14 protein-coding genes are annotated in these 15,494 nt (G+C 63.7%); 9 read left to right on the top strand and 5 right to left on the bottom strand.

Annotated features, from left to right (window positions below; genetic code table 11):
- Position 1: 1 nt before the first annotated feature.
- A complete protein-coding gene (locus ACQR3T_RS03910) occupies positions 2–1,276 on the top strand; it encodes a hypothetical protein (protein WP_032376841.1) in 1,275 nt (424 codons plus the stop codon).
- A 22-nt stretch (positions 1,277–1,298) separates the two neighbouring features.
- On the opposite strand, the gene ACQR3T_RS03905 is transcribed toward ACQR3T_RS03910, so the two are convergent.
- Complete coding sequence (locus ACQR3T_RS03905; protein WP_428692584.1) at positions 1,299–2,423, bottom strand: adenosine deaminase; 1,125 nt, start codon at positions 2,421–2,423, stop codon at positions 1,299–1,301.
- A 245-nt stretch (positions 2,424–2,668) separates the two neighbouring features.
- On the opposite strand from ACQR3T_RS03905, the gene ACQR3T_RS03900 reads away from it, so the two are divergent.
- Together ACQR3T_RS03900 and ACQR3T_RS03895 are read left to right on the top strand one after the other, a co-directional pair.
- Positions 2,669–4,171: an APC family permease gene (locus ACQR3T_RS03900; RefSeq protein ID WP_428692583.1), complete on the top strand. Its 1,503-nt coding sequence runs from the start codon at positions 2,669–2,671 to the stop codon at positions 4,169–4,171.
- A 19-nt stretch (positions 4,172–4,190) separates the two neighbouring features.
- Complete coding sequence (locus ACQR3T_RS03895) at positions 4,191–5,045, top strand: universal stress protein (RefSeq protein WP_032376839.1); 855 nt, start codon at positions 4,191–4,193, stop codon at positions 5,043–5,045.
- 75 nt (positions 5,046–5,120) lie between these two features.
- Here ACQR3T_RS03895 and ACQR3T_RS03890 read toward each other — a convergent pair whose 3' ends face one another.
- Complete coding sequence (locus ACQR3T_RS03890; protein ID WP_428692582.1) at positions 5,121–6,542, bottom strand: NAD(P)/FAD-dependent oxidoreductase; 1,422 nt, start codon at positions 6,540–6,542, stop codon at positions 5,121–5,123.
- Positions 6,539–8,044 (bottom strand): gamma-aminobutyraldehyde dehydrogenase, encoded by a 1,506-nt coding sequence (locus tag ACQR3T_RS03885; protein ID WP_428692581.1) that lies wholly within the window; start codon positions 8,042–8,044, stop codon positions 6,539–6,541. The genes ACQR3T_RS03890 and ACQR3T_RS03885 overlap by 4 nt, the downstream gene beginning before the upstream one ends.
- 142 nt (positions 8,045–8,186) lie before the next feature.
- Between ACQR3T_RS03885 and ACQR3T_RS03880 the strand changes: the two genes are divergently transcribed.
- Together ACQR3T_RS03880 and ACQR3T_RS03875 are read left to right on the top strand one after the other, a co-directional pair.
- Positions 8,187–8,651, top strand: a complete 465-nt coding sequence (locus tag ACQR3T_RS03880; RefSeq protein WP_428692580.1) for an Lrp/AsnC family transcriptional regulator — start codon at positions 8,187–8,189, stop codon at positions 8,649–8,651.
- Entirely contained in the window at positions 8,648–10,015 is a 1,368-nt protein-coding gene (locus tag ACQR3T_RS03875; protein WP_428692579.1) for an aspartate aminotransferase family protein, read from the top strand. The genes ACQR3T_RS03880 and ACQR3T_RS03875 overlap by 4 nt, the downstream gene beginning before the upstream one ends.
- 25 nt (positions 10,016–10,040) lie before the next feature.
- Here the strand turns inward: ACQR3T_RS03875 and ACQR3T_RS03870 are convergent, their stop codons facing one another.
- Positions 10,041–11,324 (bottom strand): thymidine phosphorylase, encoded by a 1,284-nt coding sequence (locus ACQR3T_RS03870; RefSeq protein WP_428692578.1) that lies wholly within the window; start codon positions 11,322–11,324, stop codon positions 10,041–10,043.
- Complete coding sequence (locus tag ACQR3T_RS03865) at positions 11,317–11,730, bottom strand: cytidine deaminase (RefSeq protein ID WP_037147985.1); 414 nt, start codon at positions 11,728–11,730, stop codon at positions 11,317–11,319. The genes ACQR3T_RS03870 and ACQR3T_RS03865 overlap by 8 nt, the downstream gene beginning before the upstream one ends.
- Before the next feature lie 334 nt (positions 11,731–12,064).
- Between ACQR3T_RS03865 and sdhC the strand changes: the two genes are divergently transcribed.
- Genes sdhC through ACQR3T_RS03845 form a run of 4 tightly spaced genes read left to right on the top strand, consistent with a single transcriptional unit; the run spans position 12,065 to position 15,407 of the window.
- Positions 12,065–12,406, top strand: coding sequence for a succinate dehydrogenase, cytochrome b556 subunit (gene sdhC, locus ACQR3T_RS03860; protein WP_032378103.1), 342 nt, complete (start codon positions 12,065–12,067; stop codon positions 12,404–12,406).
- On the top strand, positions 12,406–12,858 hold the full coding sequence (locus ACQR3T_RS03855; RefSeq protein WP_027496419.1) for a succinate dehydrogenase hydrophobic membrane anchor subunit: 453 nt from the start codon (positions 12,406–12,408) through the stop codon (positions 12,856–12,858). The genes sdhC and ACQR3T_RS03855 overlap by 1 nt, the downstream gene beginning before the upstream one ends.
- Before the next feature lie 16 nt (positions 12,859–12,874).
- The gene (gene sdhA, locus ACQR3T_RS03850) at positions 12,875–14,626 is read left to right on the top strand and encodes a succinate dehydrogenase flavoprotein subunit (protein WP_032376833.1); all 1,752 of its coding nucleotides are present in this window, start codon (positions 12,875–12,877) and stop codon (positions 14,624–14,626) included.
- 1 nt (position 14,627) lies between these two features.
- Positions 14,628–15,407, top strand: coding sequence for a succinate dehydrogenase iron-sulfur subunit (locus tag ACQR3T_RS03845; protein WP_032376832.1), 780 nt, complete (start codon positions 14,628–14,630; stop codon positions 15,405–15,407).
- The last annotated feature ends 87 nt before the right edge of the window (positions 15,408–15,494 follow it).

Below are 15,494 nucleotides of genomic sequence, written 5' to 3'. Positions count from 1 at the left end.
CATGGCTGGAGACATCATCCCGATCGAACTCGGTCTCACCGCCGGTGACTTCTCGACACTGTGGGCACCGGAGTGGCGAGAAGGCGACGACGAGTGGGAGGCATTCCTCGGACACGAGGAAGATCTGTACGGATTCTCGACCGTCGCAGAGCTCGCGGCGTTCGTCCGATCCGACGACGACAACGATCTCACCGACCATCCGTCGTGGCCGGTGGTCTCCGCCCTGGCGGCGTACGAGCTAGAGCCCGACGATCTGCATCGCTTCGATCTGGTAGCGGTACCGGAGCTGGTGGCCTCGGACCCCGAAGCCGACGTCCTCGCCGAACTGCAGGCAACCTTCGACATCGTCGCCTCCATCGGTGATGTATGCGAATTACGCCCCGTCACAAGCTTTTTCGGAACCAATCCGTTCGTGGGGGCAGTCGGCGGAGGCGTCGAGAACTTCCTCGGTCGCGAGGGAGCCGAACTGTGGGATCGCATCGGAGCGGCGGTTGCCAAACACTGGGACGACGTACTGGACGCAGTCGACTCCATCGTCACCTCGCCCGACGTCGATTCCGCTGCCGTTGCCGTAGCGGAAGCAGAGATCACAGCTGCGGCCGAGAATGCCGTCGACGCCGATGACGCCACGGACGACATCGACTCCGATTCCGACGAGGAAGACGAAGACGACGATTCCGAAGACGACGATGTCGATCGTGATCCGATCGCCGCGGCGGCCGCCGAGGAAACGTTCTGGACAACTGTCGGCATCGATCCGATTCGCATCATCACCTCGGACGACACGCTGTACACCCTGCGTTGCTACCTCGGCGACAAACCGGTGTTCCTCGGCCGCGGCGGTGCGATCAGCGTGTTCGGCTCCGAGCGCTCGCTCGCCCGGTACCTGGCCGATGATCACGACCACGATCTCGCTCAGGTCAGCACGTACTCGGACATTCAGACCGCCGCCATCGACGGCTCGCTCGACATCACAATCACCGACGACAACGTGTACGTGCTCCCCGGCCTGGCCGACGATCTCGCCGAGGGCCCGACTGCGGTCGATGCCGATCAGCTGGATCTGGCCGTCGAGTTGTTCACCGATGCAGCCGATTTCGCCGGTGACACATCCGTCGAGGAGGCGCTCGCCACGTCGACGCCGCTGGGCTGGTACGTCTCGTACACCCTCGAACCGAGTCCCGATCGACTCGCTCCGAGCGCGCCGTTCGCCGTCGAGGCCGAAGCATGGCGCGCGCTCGAGCGCGAGTTCGAGGGCCGGCTCCGCAAGAAGTAGCGACCGGCCCTCGCGCGGAGGGTCAGCCGATCAGGACCGCATAACCGGGCTTGATGACGTCGTCGATCAGCGCCAGCCGCTCGTCGAACGGTAGAAACGCGGACTTCATCGCGTTGATGGTGAACCGCTCGAGATCACTCCAGCCGTAGCCGAAGGTCTCGACGAGCTTGACCATCTCGCGACTCATCGAGGTGTCGCTCATCAACCGGTTGTCGGTGTTGACGGTGACCCGAAAGCGTAGGCGTGCAAGCACATCGAACGGGTGTGTCGCCAAGGACTCGACCGCGCCGGTCTGCACGTTGGAACTCGGGCAGAGCTCGAGCGGCATCCGGGTGTCACGCACGTATGCGGCCAGCAAACCGAGCGTGGGCGAGCCGTCGGCTTCGTGGGTGATGTCGTCGGTGATCCGAACTCCGTGACCGAGCCTGTCGGTCCCGCAGAACGCGACTGCTTCCTGAATCGACGGCAGACCGAACGCTTCGCCCGCGTGAATGGTGAAGTGTGCGTTGCTTGCTCGCATGTACTCGAAGGCATCGAGGTGTCGGCTGGGAGGAAAGCCCGCTTCGGCACCGGCGATGTCGAAGCCGACGACACCGCGATCGCGGAATCGAACCGTCAACTCCGCGATCTCCCGCGAGCGAGCCGCATGTCGCATCGCGGTGAGCAGGGTGCCGATCGTGATGTTCTTGCCTCGTACCTTGGCTGCGGAGATCCCCGCCTCGAAACCCGCGAGGGTATGGGTGACGACCTCGTCGAGGGTCAGTCCGCGTTCGAGATGCTGCTCCGGGGCGAAGCGCACCTCGGCATACACGACGCCGTCGTCGGCGAGATCCTCGGCGCATTCGCGCGCTACTCGAAACAGTCCCTCGGGAGTCTGCATCACGGCCACCGTGTGCGCGAACGTTTCGAGGTAGCGCACGAGCGAGCCACTGTCGGCGGACTCGCGGAACCATTCGCCCAATGCAGCGCCGTCGGTGGCGGGAAGCCCGTCGTAACCACACTCGTCGGCCAGTTCCAGCACTGTCTGCGGTCGAAGTCCGCCATCGAGGTGATCGTGCAGCAACGCCTTCGGAGCTGTCCTGATCGACGCGAGATCGAGTGGCGCACTGCCACCGATCGAAGACTGTGTGTTCTCCGTGGTGCTCATGTGTCGACGGTAGCGCGCAGCCCGTGCGTGCGCGCGTCCGCCGGAACCCATCGGCGAGTCCGCGGATTCCGGCGAACCCTGCTACTTCTACGACCTATTTCGTTGCATTGTTACTCCGATGAAAACAATTCCGTCGATACACAGCGAATCGGCGACGGAAATCGTAGTGTTCATCCAACACACGCGACCGATTCTGTCGGGTCTCCTTCCGACGTCCTCGGTCGACTCGAGCCTCGGAGAGACCTATGTCGATTGCGGAACCGCCGAACACCATTCCGGGTAAGGGACTCAACACCGGCGCCCTCGGGTTGGTCGGCAACATCGTCATCGGACTGTCGGCGGTGGCGCCGGCCTACAGCCTGGCCGCCACCCTCGGCTACGTCGTTCTGGCCGTCGGCGACAAAGCACCGTCGATGTTTCTCATCGCTTTCGTCCCGATGCTGCTCACGGCCTTCGCCTACCGAGAATTGGGACGCGACACCCCGGACTGCGGAACGTCGTTCACCTGGGGCACCAAGGCGTTCGGCCCGTGGGTCGGCTGGATGGCGGGATGGGGGCTGGCAGTCTCGGCGATCATCGTGCTCGCCAACGTGGCCGAGATCGCTGCCATCTATCTGTTCGAGTTCCTCGGCCTGTCGGACTTGGCGGAGTCGACTGCGGCCAAGGTCGCACTCGGTTCGTTCTTCATCGTCTCGATGACCTACGTCAGTTTTCGCGGCATCCTGATCAGCGAACGCATGCAGAACGTGCTGCTGGTCGTGCAGTTCGGTGTGCTCATCGGAGTGTCGGTGACGGCACTGGTCAAGGTGGGGACCGGCACCGCCGGACCTCAGGCCATCACGCCCCAGTGGAGTTGGTTGGTTCCCACCGGGGTGACGATGTCCGACGCGGCCCAGGCCATCATCCTGTGCATCTTCATCTACTGGGGATGGGACGCCTGCCTGGCTGTGGGCGAGGAAACGAAGGATTCGGAGAAGACGCCGGGACGCGCCGCGGTGATCACCACGCTGATCCTCGTCGCCACATACGTTCTCGTCGGATATGCCGTGCAGTCGTTCGCCGGCTTCGGCGATACCGGCATCGGCCTGAACAACCCGGACAACGTCGACGACGTGCTCACCATTCTCGGAGATCCCGTCGCCGGCTCGATCGTGGCGTCCTTGTTGTTGCTGACCGTCTCGATCTCGGCGCTGTCCTCGACTCAGACGACCATTCTGCCCACGGCCCGAGGAACCCTGTCGATGGCTGTGTACGAGGCCATTCCCAAGCGGTTCGCCAGCGTGCACCCCAAGTACATGACCCCCGGCTTCGGCACGCTCGTGATGGGGGCCGCTGCCCTGCTGTTCTACCTGGTGCTCACCTTCGTCAGCGCCAACGCATTGCAGGATTCGGTAGCCTCCCTCGGGCTCGCGGTCGCGTTCTACTACGGAATCACCGCGTATGCGTGCACCTGGTACTTCCGCCGGACGCTGCTGACGTCCGTGCGAAACCTGTTCATGCGCGGCATCTTTCCGTTTCTCGGCGGATTGTCGATGACGTGGGCGTTCGTGCAGAGCGCAATCGACATGATCAAACCCGACTACGGTTACACCGTTTACGGTCCGATCGGCGGAGTGTTCGTCCTCGGCGTCGGCATGCTGGTACTCGGGATCCCGCTGATGCTGCTGTGCTTCGTGGGCAACAAGGACTTCTTCCAGGGCAAGACACTCACCGCGTCCACCGAAGTCAAGGTTCCGGACACTTACTAGAAGAGAAGGACCGAAACTCATGAAGATCACCGTCGGCTACCTCGCCACTCCCAGCGGCGACGACGGCGTAGCCCTGGCCATCGCCCTCGCTCGTGCCCTCGACGCCTCCATCGACATCGTGCTGGTCATGGCCGTGGACGAACCGGTCATGGAAGGCAGCGGCCCGTACCGAAAAGTGCTGGAGGCCAAAGCGAAGGGTTGGGTGGACGACGCCGCTGCCCAGGTCCCGTCGGGCATCGCGGTCACCACCCACGTGCTCTCGCACGAGTCTTTCGCCCGGGCCCTCATCGACTTCGCCGTACAGAACGATGCCGACATGATCGTCGTCGGCGGCGCAGGCGACGGTCTGTTGAATCGGCATTCGATCGGGTCGGTTGCCGGTCAGCTTCTGCACGCCTCCGAAGTGCCACTGGCACTCGCACCTCGGGGCTACCGGCTCTCCGACGCTCCGATCACCGACCTCACCGTCGCTGTCCCCACCCGGGCATCGGCCCCGAATCCGTTGCCGTTCGCGATCACTCTGGCCAGCGCGGCGCACGTGCCGGTCCGGTTGGTGTCGCTGGTGTCTCTCGAATCGACCGGAGCACCGAGCGACGAGACCTCACTGGACACGCGTCGACGACAGGTCGCCGCCGCGCAGGAGAATCTCGAGCACGCGGCCCGCACTCTCCCCGATATCGACGGCTTGCAGTCGATCGTCGCCGACGGGTCTTCGTTGGACGAAGCCATGGGCAACCTCGACTGGAAGCCGGGCGATGTGCTGTTTCTCGGATCGAGTGGATTGGCAAGTCCCAAGAGGGTTTTCCTGGGATCGAGTGCGGCCAAAATTCTGCGGGCCGCCCCGGTGCCGGTGGTCGTCGTTCCGCACGAGTAAAGCGGCTTCGCCGCATGTGAGCGAAACTTCGTAGCAGAGGTCGAGTTTCCGTGCACGTGCGGCGCAGCCGCTCACTCAGCTGTCGAAGCCCAGACCCAGCGCGTCCATTCCCTTGAGCCAGAGGCCGCGCTTTCCGCCGTTGCGGTCGGCTCGGGCGAATTCTGCGCGGGTGATATTGATGCCGATGGATCTGATGGGCTCGGGCGGAAACGGCAGCGGCATGCTGCGCACCATCTTCAGTCGCGTTCGTTCGGTGTCCTTTCCGTCGAGTAGATCGAGCGCGGTGCGGGCTCCGAAGTGCGACGCGCCGACGCCGAGTCCGGTGAACCCGGCCACCGTCGCCACCCGTCCGTTCATGCCGAGATCCCAGAACGCACTGAACCGTGAGCACGTGTCGATCGATCCACCCCACGCATGGGTGGCGCGGATTCCCTCGAGGCTCGGGAACATCTGCAGCAGGTGCTCGGCGAGCAAGGCGAACTCTTCGGGATGCTGAGTGTGCCTCGGATCGGTGTCGTTGCCGTAGAAGTAGTGGGCGTCCCAGCCGCCGAACAGGATGCGATCGTCCGCGGTCAACCGGAAGTAGTGGAATCGGTTGCCGGAGTCGGCCAATCCTTCGCGGCCGGACCAGCCGATGTCGGCGAGCTGAGACGGACTCAGCGGCTCGGTCATGATGACGTAGTCCCACACGGGCACGATCCAGTGACGGAGCTTTCGTCGCAACGACTTCGATGCCGAGGTGGCCAACAGAACCTTGCCCGCCTCGATGGTTCCGTAGCCCGTCTTCACCCGAATACCGTTGCCGGACTTGTCGATCGACAGTGCCTTGGTGTTCTCGTGAATGTGTACGCCGAGCGACTCGGCCGCGTCGGCCAGGCCCCAGGCCAGTTTGGCAGGGTCGATCATTGCGACATCGGGGTCGAACAGCGCACCGCGCGCCATCGGTGAGGTGATCCTGGACTGCACTGCAGCGGCGTCGAGGTATTCCATCGGCTGCGACAGGCGTGCACCCTCGTCACCGAGCTCGCGCAGGTCGTCCACCTGCCAGTCGAAATTGGCGATGTCGAGCTCGCCGGTGCGTTCGATGTCTGCGTCGATTCCGTACTTCTGAGCAGTCGCGCAGATCGCGTCGAGCGTCTCCGTGCCCATCCGCAGCAACTCGGGTAATTCGTCGGCATACCGGTCGAGCCCGTTGCTCAGTCCGTGCGTCAGGCTGGCCGCGCAGAAGCCGCCGTTGCGACCGGTTGCACCCTCGGCAATGCGGTCGCCTTCGAGCAGCACGATCGATCGGTTCGGGTTCTCCTCTGCCGCATGTACCGCCGCCCACAGGCCGGTGAATCCGCCGCCGACAATCACCAGATCTGCTGTTGCAGAGCCGGTGTGCCGACTGCGCGGAGCGGGCCGTTCGGGACGGTCGAGCCAATAGGACTCCGGTGCCGCGCCCGCCACCATCGCCACGCCGCGGTCGGTGGGTTCGGTTGCCCATGATGCGCTCATCGGGCGTCCTCCTGTGCTTCGGGATCGGCCGACGCGAACACCGTTCGATGCCAAGCCTTTCGAGCCACACCGGTGATGTCGGTCATGACGTGTTTGACGGTGAGGTACTCGTCCAGCGAATAGCTCGACATGTCCTTCCCGAACCCCGAGGCTCCGAATCCTCCGTGTGGCATCTCGCTGATGATCGGAATGTGATCGTTGATCCACACACAGCCGGCCGCGATCTCGCGCGTCGCTCGTCCTGCGCGGTATACGTCTCGGGTCCACGCGGAGGCCGCGAGTCCGAACGCAGTGTCGTTGGCGCGCCGGATCGCATCGTCGTCACCGTGATGCTTGGACACCGTGAGCACCGGGCCGAACACCTCGTCGCGATAGATCTCGTCCTGCTCGCCGACATCGGCGACCAATGTCGGTGGGTAGAACGCACCCCTGCCCTCAGGAACGCGGCCACCGGTGACGATCCTGGCTCCGGTGTCGCGAGCCCGATTCACCATGGCCGCAACACGATCGCGATGAGCGATCGAGATCAACGAACCCATGTCGGTCGCCGGATCGGTCGGGTCTCCCATCACGACGCGTCCCATCAACTCGGCGACTCCAGCAACGAAGTCGTCGTAGAGGGATTCTGCGACGATGGCGCGGGTGGCCGCCGTGCAGTCCTGGCCGCCGTTGATCAGGGATCCGGCGACGGCACCGTGAATGGCGGCATCGAGATCCGCGTCGTCGAACACCACCAGCGGTGCCTTGCCGCCCAGTTCGAGCTGCACCCGAGTGCCGTGAACGGCGGCCTGCGCCATGACTCGCCTGCCGACGGGGGTCGAACCGGTGAAGGTCATCAGATCGAGGCCCTCGTGCGAGGACAACGCGACCCCGGCATCTTCTCCGGTTCCGGTGACGACGTTGAACACGCCGTCGGGAACTCCCGCCTCGGTGGCCAAGCGCGCCAGACGCAGTGTGGTCAGCGGAGTGAGTTCGCTGGGCTTGAGCACGATGGCGCACCCGGCCGCGAGAGCCGGAATTGCCTTCCACACCGCCATCTGCAGCGGATAGTTCCACGGGGTGATCGACCCGACGACTCCGACGGCGTCGCGGCGAATCGACGAGGTGTGCTCGCCCGAGTACTCCGCAGTGGCCTTGCCGTCGAGGTTCCGTGCCGCTCCGGCGAAGAATTCGATGTTGTCGATGCTGCCCGGCACGTCGAACTCCGTTGCCAACCGCACCGTCTTGCCGGTCTGCGCCACTTCCTCGGCCGCGAAGTTCTCGGCATCGGCGGCAACCAGCCGAGCCAACTCCGTCAGGACCGCGCTGCGCTCAGCGGGCGTTGCGCCGGACCATTCCGAAAACGCCGACCGAGCATGTGCGAGTGCCGAATCGACGTCGTCAGCCGTCGCCAAGCCGACTTCGGCCACCACTGCTCCGGTCGCGGGATCGTCGACGGCATATCGCTGACCACTACCGTCTACCGCGCGTCCGTCGATCCAACAACCAGGAATGTTCGCCATACCTGCACAGTACCGTCGAAGCTACTGATTCTCTCCGTTTCGGACCTTGCGACAACTGATTCTGTCGTCCGAATCGACAATTGATACGCATTTCATCGTCGAAGGGTTGTGTTCACCACCTCGACAATGACAAGATCGACGCATGCCCGAGCAGCCACCCATCGCACTCGACGACGTCTCCAAGGCGATCATCGAACAACTCCAGGAGGACGGGCGACGCTCGTACGCCGCGATCGGCAAAGCTGTCAGTCTCTCGGAAGCCGCTGTCCGCCAACGTGTTCAACGTCTGACTGATTCCGGCGTCATGCAGATCGTCGCGGTGACCGATCCGGTACAGGTCGGATTCAAGCGGCAGGCCATGATCGGCATCAAGTGCACCGGAGACAGTTATGCGCTGTCCGAGGAACTGTCGGCGATCGACGCGATCGACTACGTCGTCCTGACCGCAGGGTCGTTCGACGTCGTCGTGGAAGTGGTCTGCGAGGACGACGAACAGCTTCTGCAGATTCTCAACAAGCAAATCCGCAGTCTGGACGGAGTCACCAGTACCGAAACCCTGGTCTATCTCAAACTCGTCAAGCAGCAATACAATTGGGGAACACGATGACACGAACGACAGCCGAGCTCGACGCCTCCGCAGCCAAGCACCTGTGGGGCCACTTCACCCGCCACGGTGCCGGGGTCACACCTCCGATCATCACCCGCGGTGAAGGTTCGACCATCTGGGACTCGAACGGCAAGAGTTACATCGACGGACTGTCGGGCCTGTTCGTGGTTCAGGTGGGGCACGGCCGCGAGGAATTGGCCGAGGCGGCAGCCAAGCAGGCAAAGGAATTGGCCTTCTTCCCGCTGTGGTCGTACGTCACCGAGCCGGCCATCGAACTTGCCGAGCGCCTCGCCGGCTACGCCCCCGGCGACCTGAACCGGGTCTTCTTCACCACCGGTGGCGGCGAGGCCGTCGAGAGCGCATGGAAGCTGGCCAAGCAGTACTTCAAGAAGGTCGGCAAGCCCGGCAAGCACAAGGTGATCTCGCGGGCCATCGCCTATCACGGCACGCCACAGGGTGCGCTCGCGATCACCGGAATCCCCGCGCTCAAAGAGCCTTTCGAGCCGTTGACGCCGGGCGCGTTCCGAGTCCCGAACACCAACATCTACCGCGCTCCCGCTCCCCTGGATACCGACCCGAAGGCGTTCGGCATATGGGCTGCGGATCGCATCGCCGAGGCCATCGAATTCGAGGGCCCCGATTCGGTGGCCGCGGTGTTCCTCGAGCCGGTCCAGAATGCCGGGGGTTGCTTCCCGCCCCCGCCCGGATACTTCGAGCGGGTCCGCGAGATCTGCGACCGCTACGACGTCCTCCTGGTCTCGGACGAGGTGATCTGTGCGTTCGGACGGATCGGCTCGATGTTCGCCTGCAACGACTTCGGCTACGTTCCCGACATCATCACCTGCGCCAAGGGATTGACCTCGGGCTACTCCCCGATCGGCGCAATGATCGCCTCCGACAGACTGTTCGAGCCGTTCGACGACGGCACGTCCAGCTTTGCCCACGGCTACACCTTCGGCGGCCACCCTGTCTCCGCTGCGGTCGCCATGGCCAATCTCGACATCTTCGAGCGCGAGGGGATCAACGCGCATGTCTCAGACAAAGCACCGGCGTTTCGCGCGACGCTCGAGAAACTGCACGATCTGCCGATCGTCGGGGACGTGCGCGGCGAAGGGTTCTTCTACGGCATCGAACTGGTAAAGGACAAAGCCACGAAGGAAACGTTCAGCGATGCCGAAGCAGAACGCATCCTCCGCGGGTTCCTGTCGACCGCTCTGTTCGACGCAGGGCTGTACTGCCGCGCCGACGATCGCGGCGATCCGGTAGTGCAGCTGGCTCCGCCACTCATCTGTGGTCAGAAGGAGTTCGACGAGATGGAACAGATTCTGCGCAGCGTCTTGACCGAGGCGGGGAACCTGATCTGACCGAGACTGCTACTGGCCGAGCTCGTTACCGACCGATGCGGTCGATGACGAGAGGGCTCGACTCGACAGCCGTGGCACCGATTTCCCAGCTCCCGACGAGTGCTTGCTGCGCGTACTCGAAACGTTCGGGAGTGTCGGTGTACAGGGTTGCGAGCCGATCCCCCGCCCGCACCCGATCCCCCGGCTTGGCGTGCAACCGCACACCGGCCGCGCTCTGCACCGGCTCACCCTGACGCTCGCGGCCTGCCCCGAGCCGCCACGCAGCGAGTCCGACGCCCATCGCGTCCAACCCGGTGACGACGCCGCCCTCGGTTGCGATGAATTCCTGGCTCTCCCGGGCGGCGGGCAACGCGGCATCGGGATCGCCGCCCTGCGCGGCAATCATCGTCCGCCACCGGTCCATCGCGGACCCGTCGGCCAGTTTGTCGGCCGGATCGATGCCCTCGATCCCGGCCGCGGCAAGCATGGTGCGTGCCAGCGTGATCGTCAGCTCCACGATGTCGGCGGGGCCGCCTCCGGCGAGCACCTCGACCGACTCCTGCACCTCGAGTGCATTACCTGCAGTGAGCCCGAGCGGGGTGTCCATGGCCGTCAGCACCGCCAGAGTGCGCACACCCGCATCGGTTCCGAGCTCGACCATCGCGGTCGCGAGTTCGCGCGCATCGTCGACGTTCTTCATGAACGCGCCGGCACCGACCTTCACGTCCAACACGAGTGCGCCGGTGCCCTCGGCGATCTTCTTGCTCATGATCGAGCTGGCGATCAGCGGAATCGACTCGACGGTTCCGGTCACGTCACGCAGGGCATAGAGCTTCTTGTCGGCAGGAGCCAGATCGGCACCGGCCGCACACACGACCGCTCCTACCGTCGGATCCGCAAGGATGCGGTGCATCTCCTCACCGGTGAGATCCGCTCGCCACCCGGGTATCGACTCGAGCTTGTCGAGCGTTCCGCCGGTGTGCCCCAGCCCTCGACCGGACAACTGTGGCACCGCTGCCCCGCACGCAGCGACGAGGGGAGCCAACGGCAGCGTGATCTTGTCTCCGACACCGCCGGTCGAGTGTTTGTCGACGGTGGGCAGCGGCAGTGCCGAGAAATCCATGCGCGTGCCCGAGGCGATCATCGCGCCGGTCCACGTACTCAGTTCCCGACGGGACAATCCGCGCAACAGAATTGCCATCGCCAGTGCCGACATCTGTTCCGGCGCGACGGTTCCGCGAGTGAACTCCGCGATCACCCACTCGATCTGTTCGTCGTCGAGAACGCGGCCGTCGCGCTTCGAGCTGATGATCGATACGGCGTCAGGCATGGTTGTTCACGCGTCCTTCGTCGAGGTTGTCGGGTCCGAATGCATCCGGAAGCAACTCTGCCAGTCGACGCGGTCCCGAGGTGGTGTCGACGAGCAGATCCGGGCCGCCGAATTCGTACAGCAACTGCCGGCATCGCCCGCACGGCATCAGGATCTCACGCCGAGAATCGCAGCAGGAGAAGGCCACGAGTCTGCCGCCGCCGCTCGAGTGCAGGTTCGAGACCAACCCGCATTCGGCGCAGAGCCCCAAACCGTATGAGACATTTTCCACATTGCACCCGGTGACTATTCGGTTGTCGTCCACCAGAGCGGCCGCACCGACCGGAAAGTTCGAGTACGGGGCGTAGGCATGTCGCATTGCCTCATGAGCATTGTCGCGCAACGTATTCCAGTCGATTTCGTCCATGGTTACCCATCCAATCACGCCGTCTGAATTGATGCAGAGATCTGCCCCGAACTTCGATTGGGAATTGGGAAGGCAAACCTAACACCGAATTTCGGCACCGTACGAACCTCGAGTCGAATTAGTTCCGTGTTTCGAATGGGTTTACAGTTTCGAGTAAGCGGCTAGTACAACCAGCACTAGGGCCGAATCGCGACAAATCGAGCCAGGACAAGACCGGCCACCGGGCTCGAAGCGTCCACCAACGACGTTGGAGGCATTGCACTCGATGAGTAGCACGACGGAAGTCGCTCCGGTCAAGGAGCGCAAGCGGTCTCTGTACCGCGGGGACCCGGGCATGTGGTCCTGGGTTCTGCACCGCATCACTGGCGTGTTGACGTTCTTCTTCTTGTTCGTCCACGTCCTCGACACGGCGATGGTTCGGGTCAACCCCGAAACGTACGACGCCATCATCGAGACCTACAAGACCCCGCTCGTCGGCCTGATGGAACTCGGCCTCGTTGCCGCGGTGCTGTATCACGCACTGAACGGCATTCGGGTCATGCTGGTCGATTTCTGGTCCAAAGGACCGCAGTACCAGAAGCCGATGCTGTGGGTCATCGCAGTCGTCTGGCTCGTGGTCATGATCCCCGGCGCGGGACGAATCTTCTACAACATGTTCACGGCGGGTGGTCACTGATGTCGACGCAGGGTCCCGAGGCGAAGGTCCTCGGCACGAACTACGACCGTCCGGCCAGCTTGGCCAACCCCCGTTCACCCCGTCGGCAGAGCAAGGGCAACTTCGAGCTCTACGCGTGGCTGTTCATGCGGTTCTCGGGTCTGGCACTCGTCGTGCTGGTGCTGGGACACATGTTCATCATGCTGATGCTCGACGACGGTGTACACCGCATCAACTTCGCCTTCGTGGCCGGTCGCTGGGCCAGCCCGTTCTGGCAGTTCTGGGACCTGACGATGCTGTGGCTCGCTCAGCTCCACGGCGGCAACGGCCTGCGCACGATCATCGCGGACTACTCCCGCAAGGATTCGACGCGATTCTGGCTGACCACGTTGCTGGTGCTGTCGATGATCCTGATCATGGGCGTCGGCACCTACGTCATCTTCACGTTCGATCCCAACATCTCGGCGAGCTAAGGACACTGACGCTTACATGCAGGAACATCGTTACGACGTACTGATCGTCGGCGCAGGCGGTGCCGGTATGCGTGCTGCGATCGAAGCCGGACCCCGCGCTCGCACCGCCGTACTGACCAAGCTCTACCCCACTCGTTCGCACACCGGTGCAGCCCAGGGCGGCATGTGCGCCGCTCTGGCGAACGTGGAGGAAGACAACTGGGAATGGCACACGTTCGACACCGTCAAGGGTGGCGACTACCTCGCCGACCAGGACGCCGTGGAGATCATGGCGAAGGAAGCAATCGACGCCGTTCTCGACCTCGAGAAGATGGGTCTTCCGTTCAACCGGACGCCCGAGGGCAAGATCGATCAGCGTCGTTTCGGCGGCCACACCCGCGACCATGGCAAGGCACCGGTTCGTCGTGCGTGCTACGCAGCCGACCGCACCGGCCACATGATTCTGCAGACGCTCTACCAGAACTGCGTCAAGCACGACGTCGAGTTCTACAACGAGTTCTATGCGCTGGATCTGTGCCTGACCGAAACCGACGACGGCCCCGTCGCAACGGGCATCATCGCCTACGAGCTCTCCACCGGTGAGCTGCACATCTTCCACGCGAAGTCGATCATCTTCGCCACGGGCGGTTCGGGCCGGATCTACAAGACCACGTCCAACGCCCACACCCTCACCGGTGACGGCATGAGCATCGTGTTCCGCAAGGGTCTTCCCTTGGAGGACATGGAGTTCCACCAGTTCCACCCGACAGGTCTCGCGGGCCTGGGCATTCTCATCTCCGAGGCCGTCCGAGGCGAGGGCGGCATCCTGCGCAACGAGTCGGGTGAGCGCTTCATGGAGCGCTACGCACCGACCATCAAGGACCTCGCGCCCCGCGACATCGTCGCGCGCTCGATGGTGCTCGAGGTGCTCGAAGGTCGCGGCGGTGGTCCCAACAAGGACTACGTCTACATCGACGTCACGCACATCCCCGAGGAAGTTCTCGACGAGAAGCTCCCCGACATCATGGAGTTCTCGCGCACCTACCTCGGCGTCGACCCCGTCAAGGAGCCGGTGCCGGTCTACCCGACGTGTCACTACGTCATGGGCGGCATCCCGACCAAGATTCACGGTGAGGTTCTCCGCAACAACACCGACATCGTTCCCGGTCTGTACGCCGCCGGTGAATGCGCTTGCGTCTCCGTACACGGAGCCAACCGACTCGGCACCAACTCGCTGCTCGACATCAACGTTTTCGGACGTCGTGCCGGCATCGCCGCGGCCGAGTACGCCAACTCGGTCGACTTCACCCCGCTCCCCGAGGAGCCGGCCAAGATGGTGCAGGACTGGCTCGAGCTGATCCTGTCGGACCACGGTCACGAGCGCGCAGCCGACATCCGTACCGAGATGCAGCAGTCCATGGACAACAACGCATCGGTGTTCCGCACCGAGGAGCGCCTGGAGACGGCACTCAAGGATGTCCGTGCCCTCAAGGAGCGGTACAACAAGATCACCGTCGAGGACAAGGGCAAGCGCTACAACAGCGACCTGCTCGAAGCCATCGAACTCGGCTTCCTGCTCGAGATGGCCGAGGTCACGGTTGTCGGAGCACTGAATCGCAAGGAATCGCGTGGCGGTCACGCCCGCGAGGACTACCCCGAGCGCAACGACGCCGAGTACATGAAGCACACCATGGCCTACAAAGAGGGCGAAGGTCTGCTCACCGAGATTCGCCTGGATTACAAGCCGGTAATCCAAACCCGCTACGAGCCGATGGAGCGGAAGTACTGATATGAGCGCACCTACCCTGGACAAGAAGTCCGAGTCCGATCTGCCACCCGTGCCCGAAGGCGCGGTGATGGTGAACCTCAAGATCGCGCGCTTCAACCCCGAGAGCGGTGAGGGCCAGCGTTGGGACACCTTCCAGGTCCCCACACTGGAGACCGACCGTCTGCTCAACCTGTTGCTGTACGTCAAGGGCTACCTCGACGGCACACTGACGTTCCGTCGCTCGTGCGCACACGGTGTCTGCGGTAGCGACGCGATGCGTATCAACGGTGTCAACCGTCTCGCCTGCAAGGTGCTGATGCGCGACATGCTCCCAAAGGACTCGTCGAAGACGCTGAACATCACCATCGAGCCCATCAAGGGCCTGCCGGTGGAGAAGGACCTCATCGTCGACATGGAGCCCTTCTTCGACGCGTTCCGCGCCGTGAAGCCGTTCCTGATGACGACCGGTAACGAGCCGACCCGTGAGCGGATCCAGTCCGCCGCGGACCGCGCCCGGTTCGACGACACCACCAAGTGCATCCTGTGCGCGTGCTGCACCACCTCGTGCCCCGTGTTCTGGAGCGACGGTAGCTACTTCGGCCCCGCCGCGATCGTCAATGCACACCGGTTCATCTTCGACAGCCGTGACGAGGGTGCAACCGAACGTCTGGACATCCTCAACGACGTCGAGGGTGTGTGGCGTTGCCGCACCACCTTCAACTGCACCGACGCATGCCCCCGCGGCATCCAGGTGACCAAGGCGATTCAGGAAGTCAAGCGCGCGTTGCTCTTCGCCCGCTGATCGTCGGTTCCCGGTCGGGAACCACAGTGGCCCCCATGCAGACAGTCTGCATGGGGGCTGTCTCGTTCCATCAGAGTGCCGGCCGCG

Source organism: Rhodococcus sp. IEGM1428 (genome assembly GCF_050321865.1).
In the GTDB taxonomy this organism is placed as follows: Bacteria; Actinomycetota; Actinomycetes; order Mycobacteriales; family Mycobacteriaceae; genus Rhodococcoides.
This window is presented reverse-complemented; position numbering and strand designations above follow the sequence as displayed.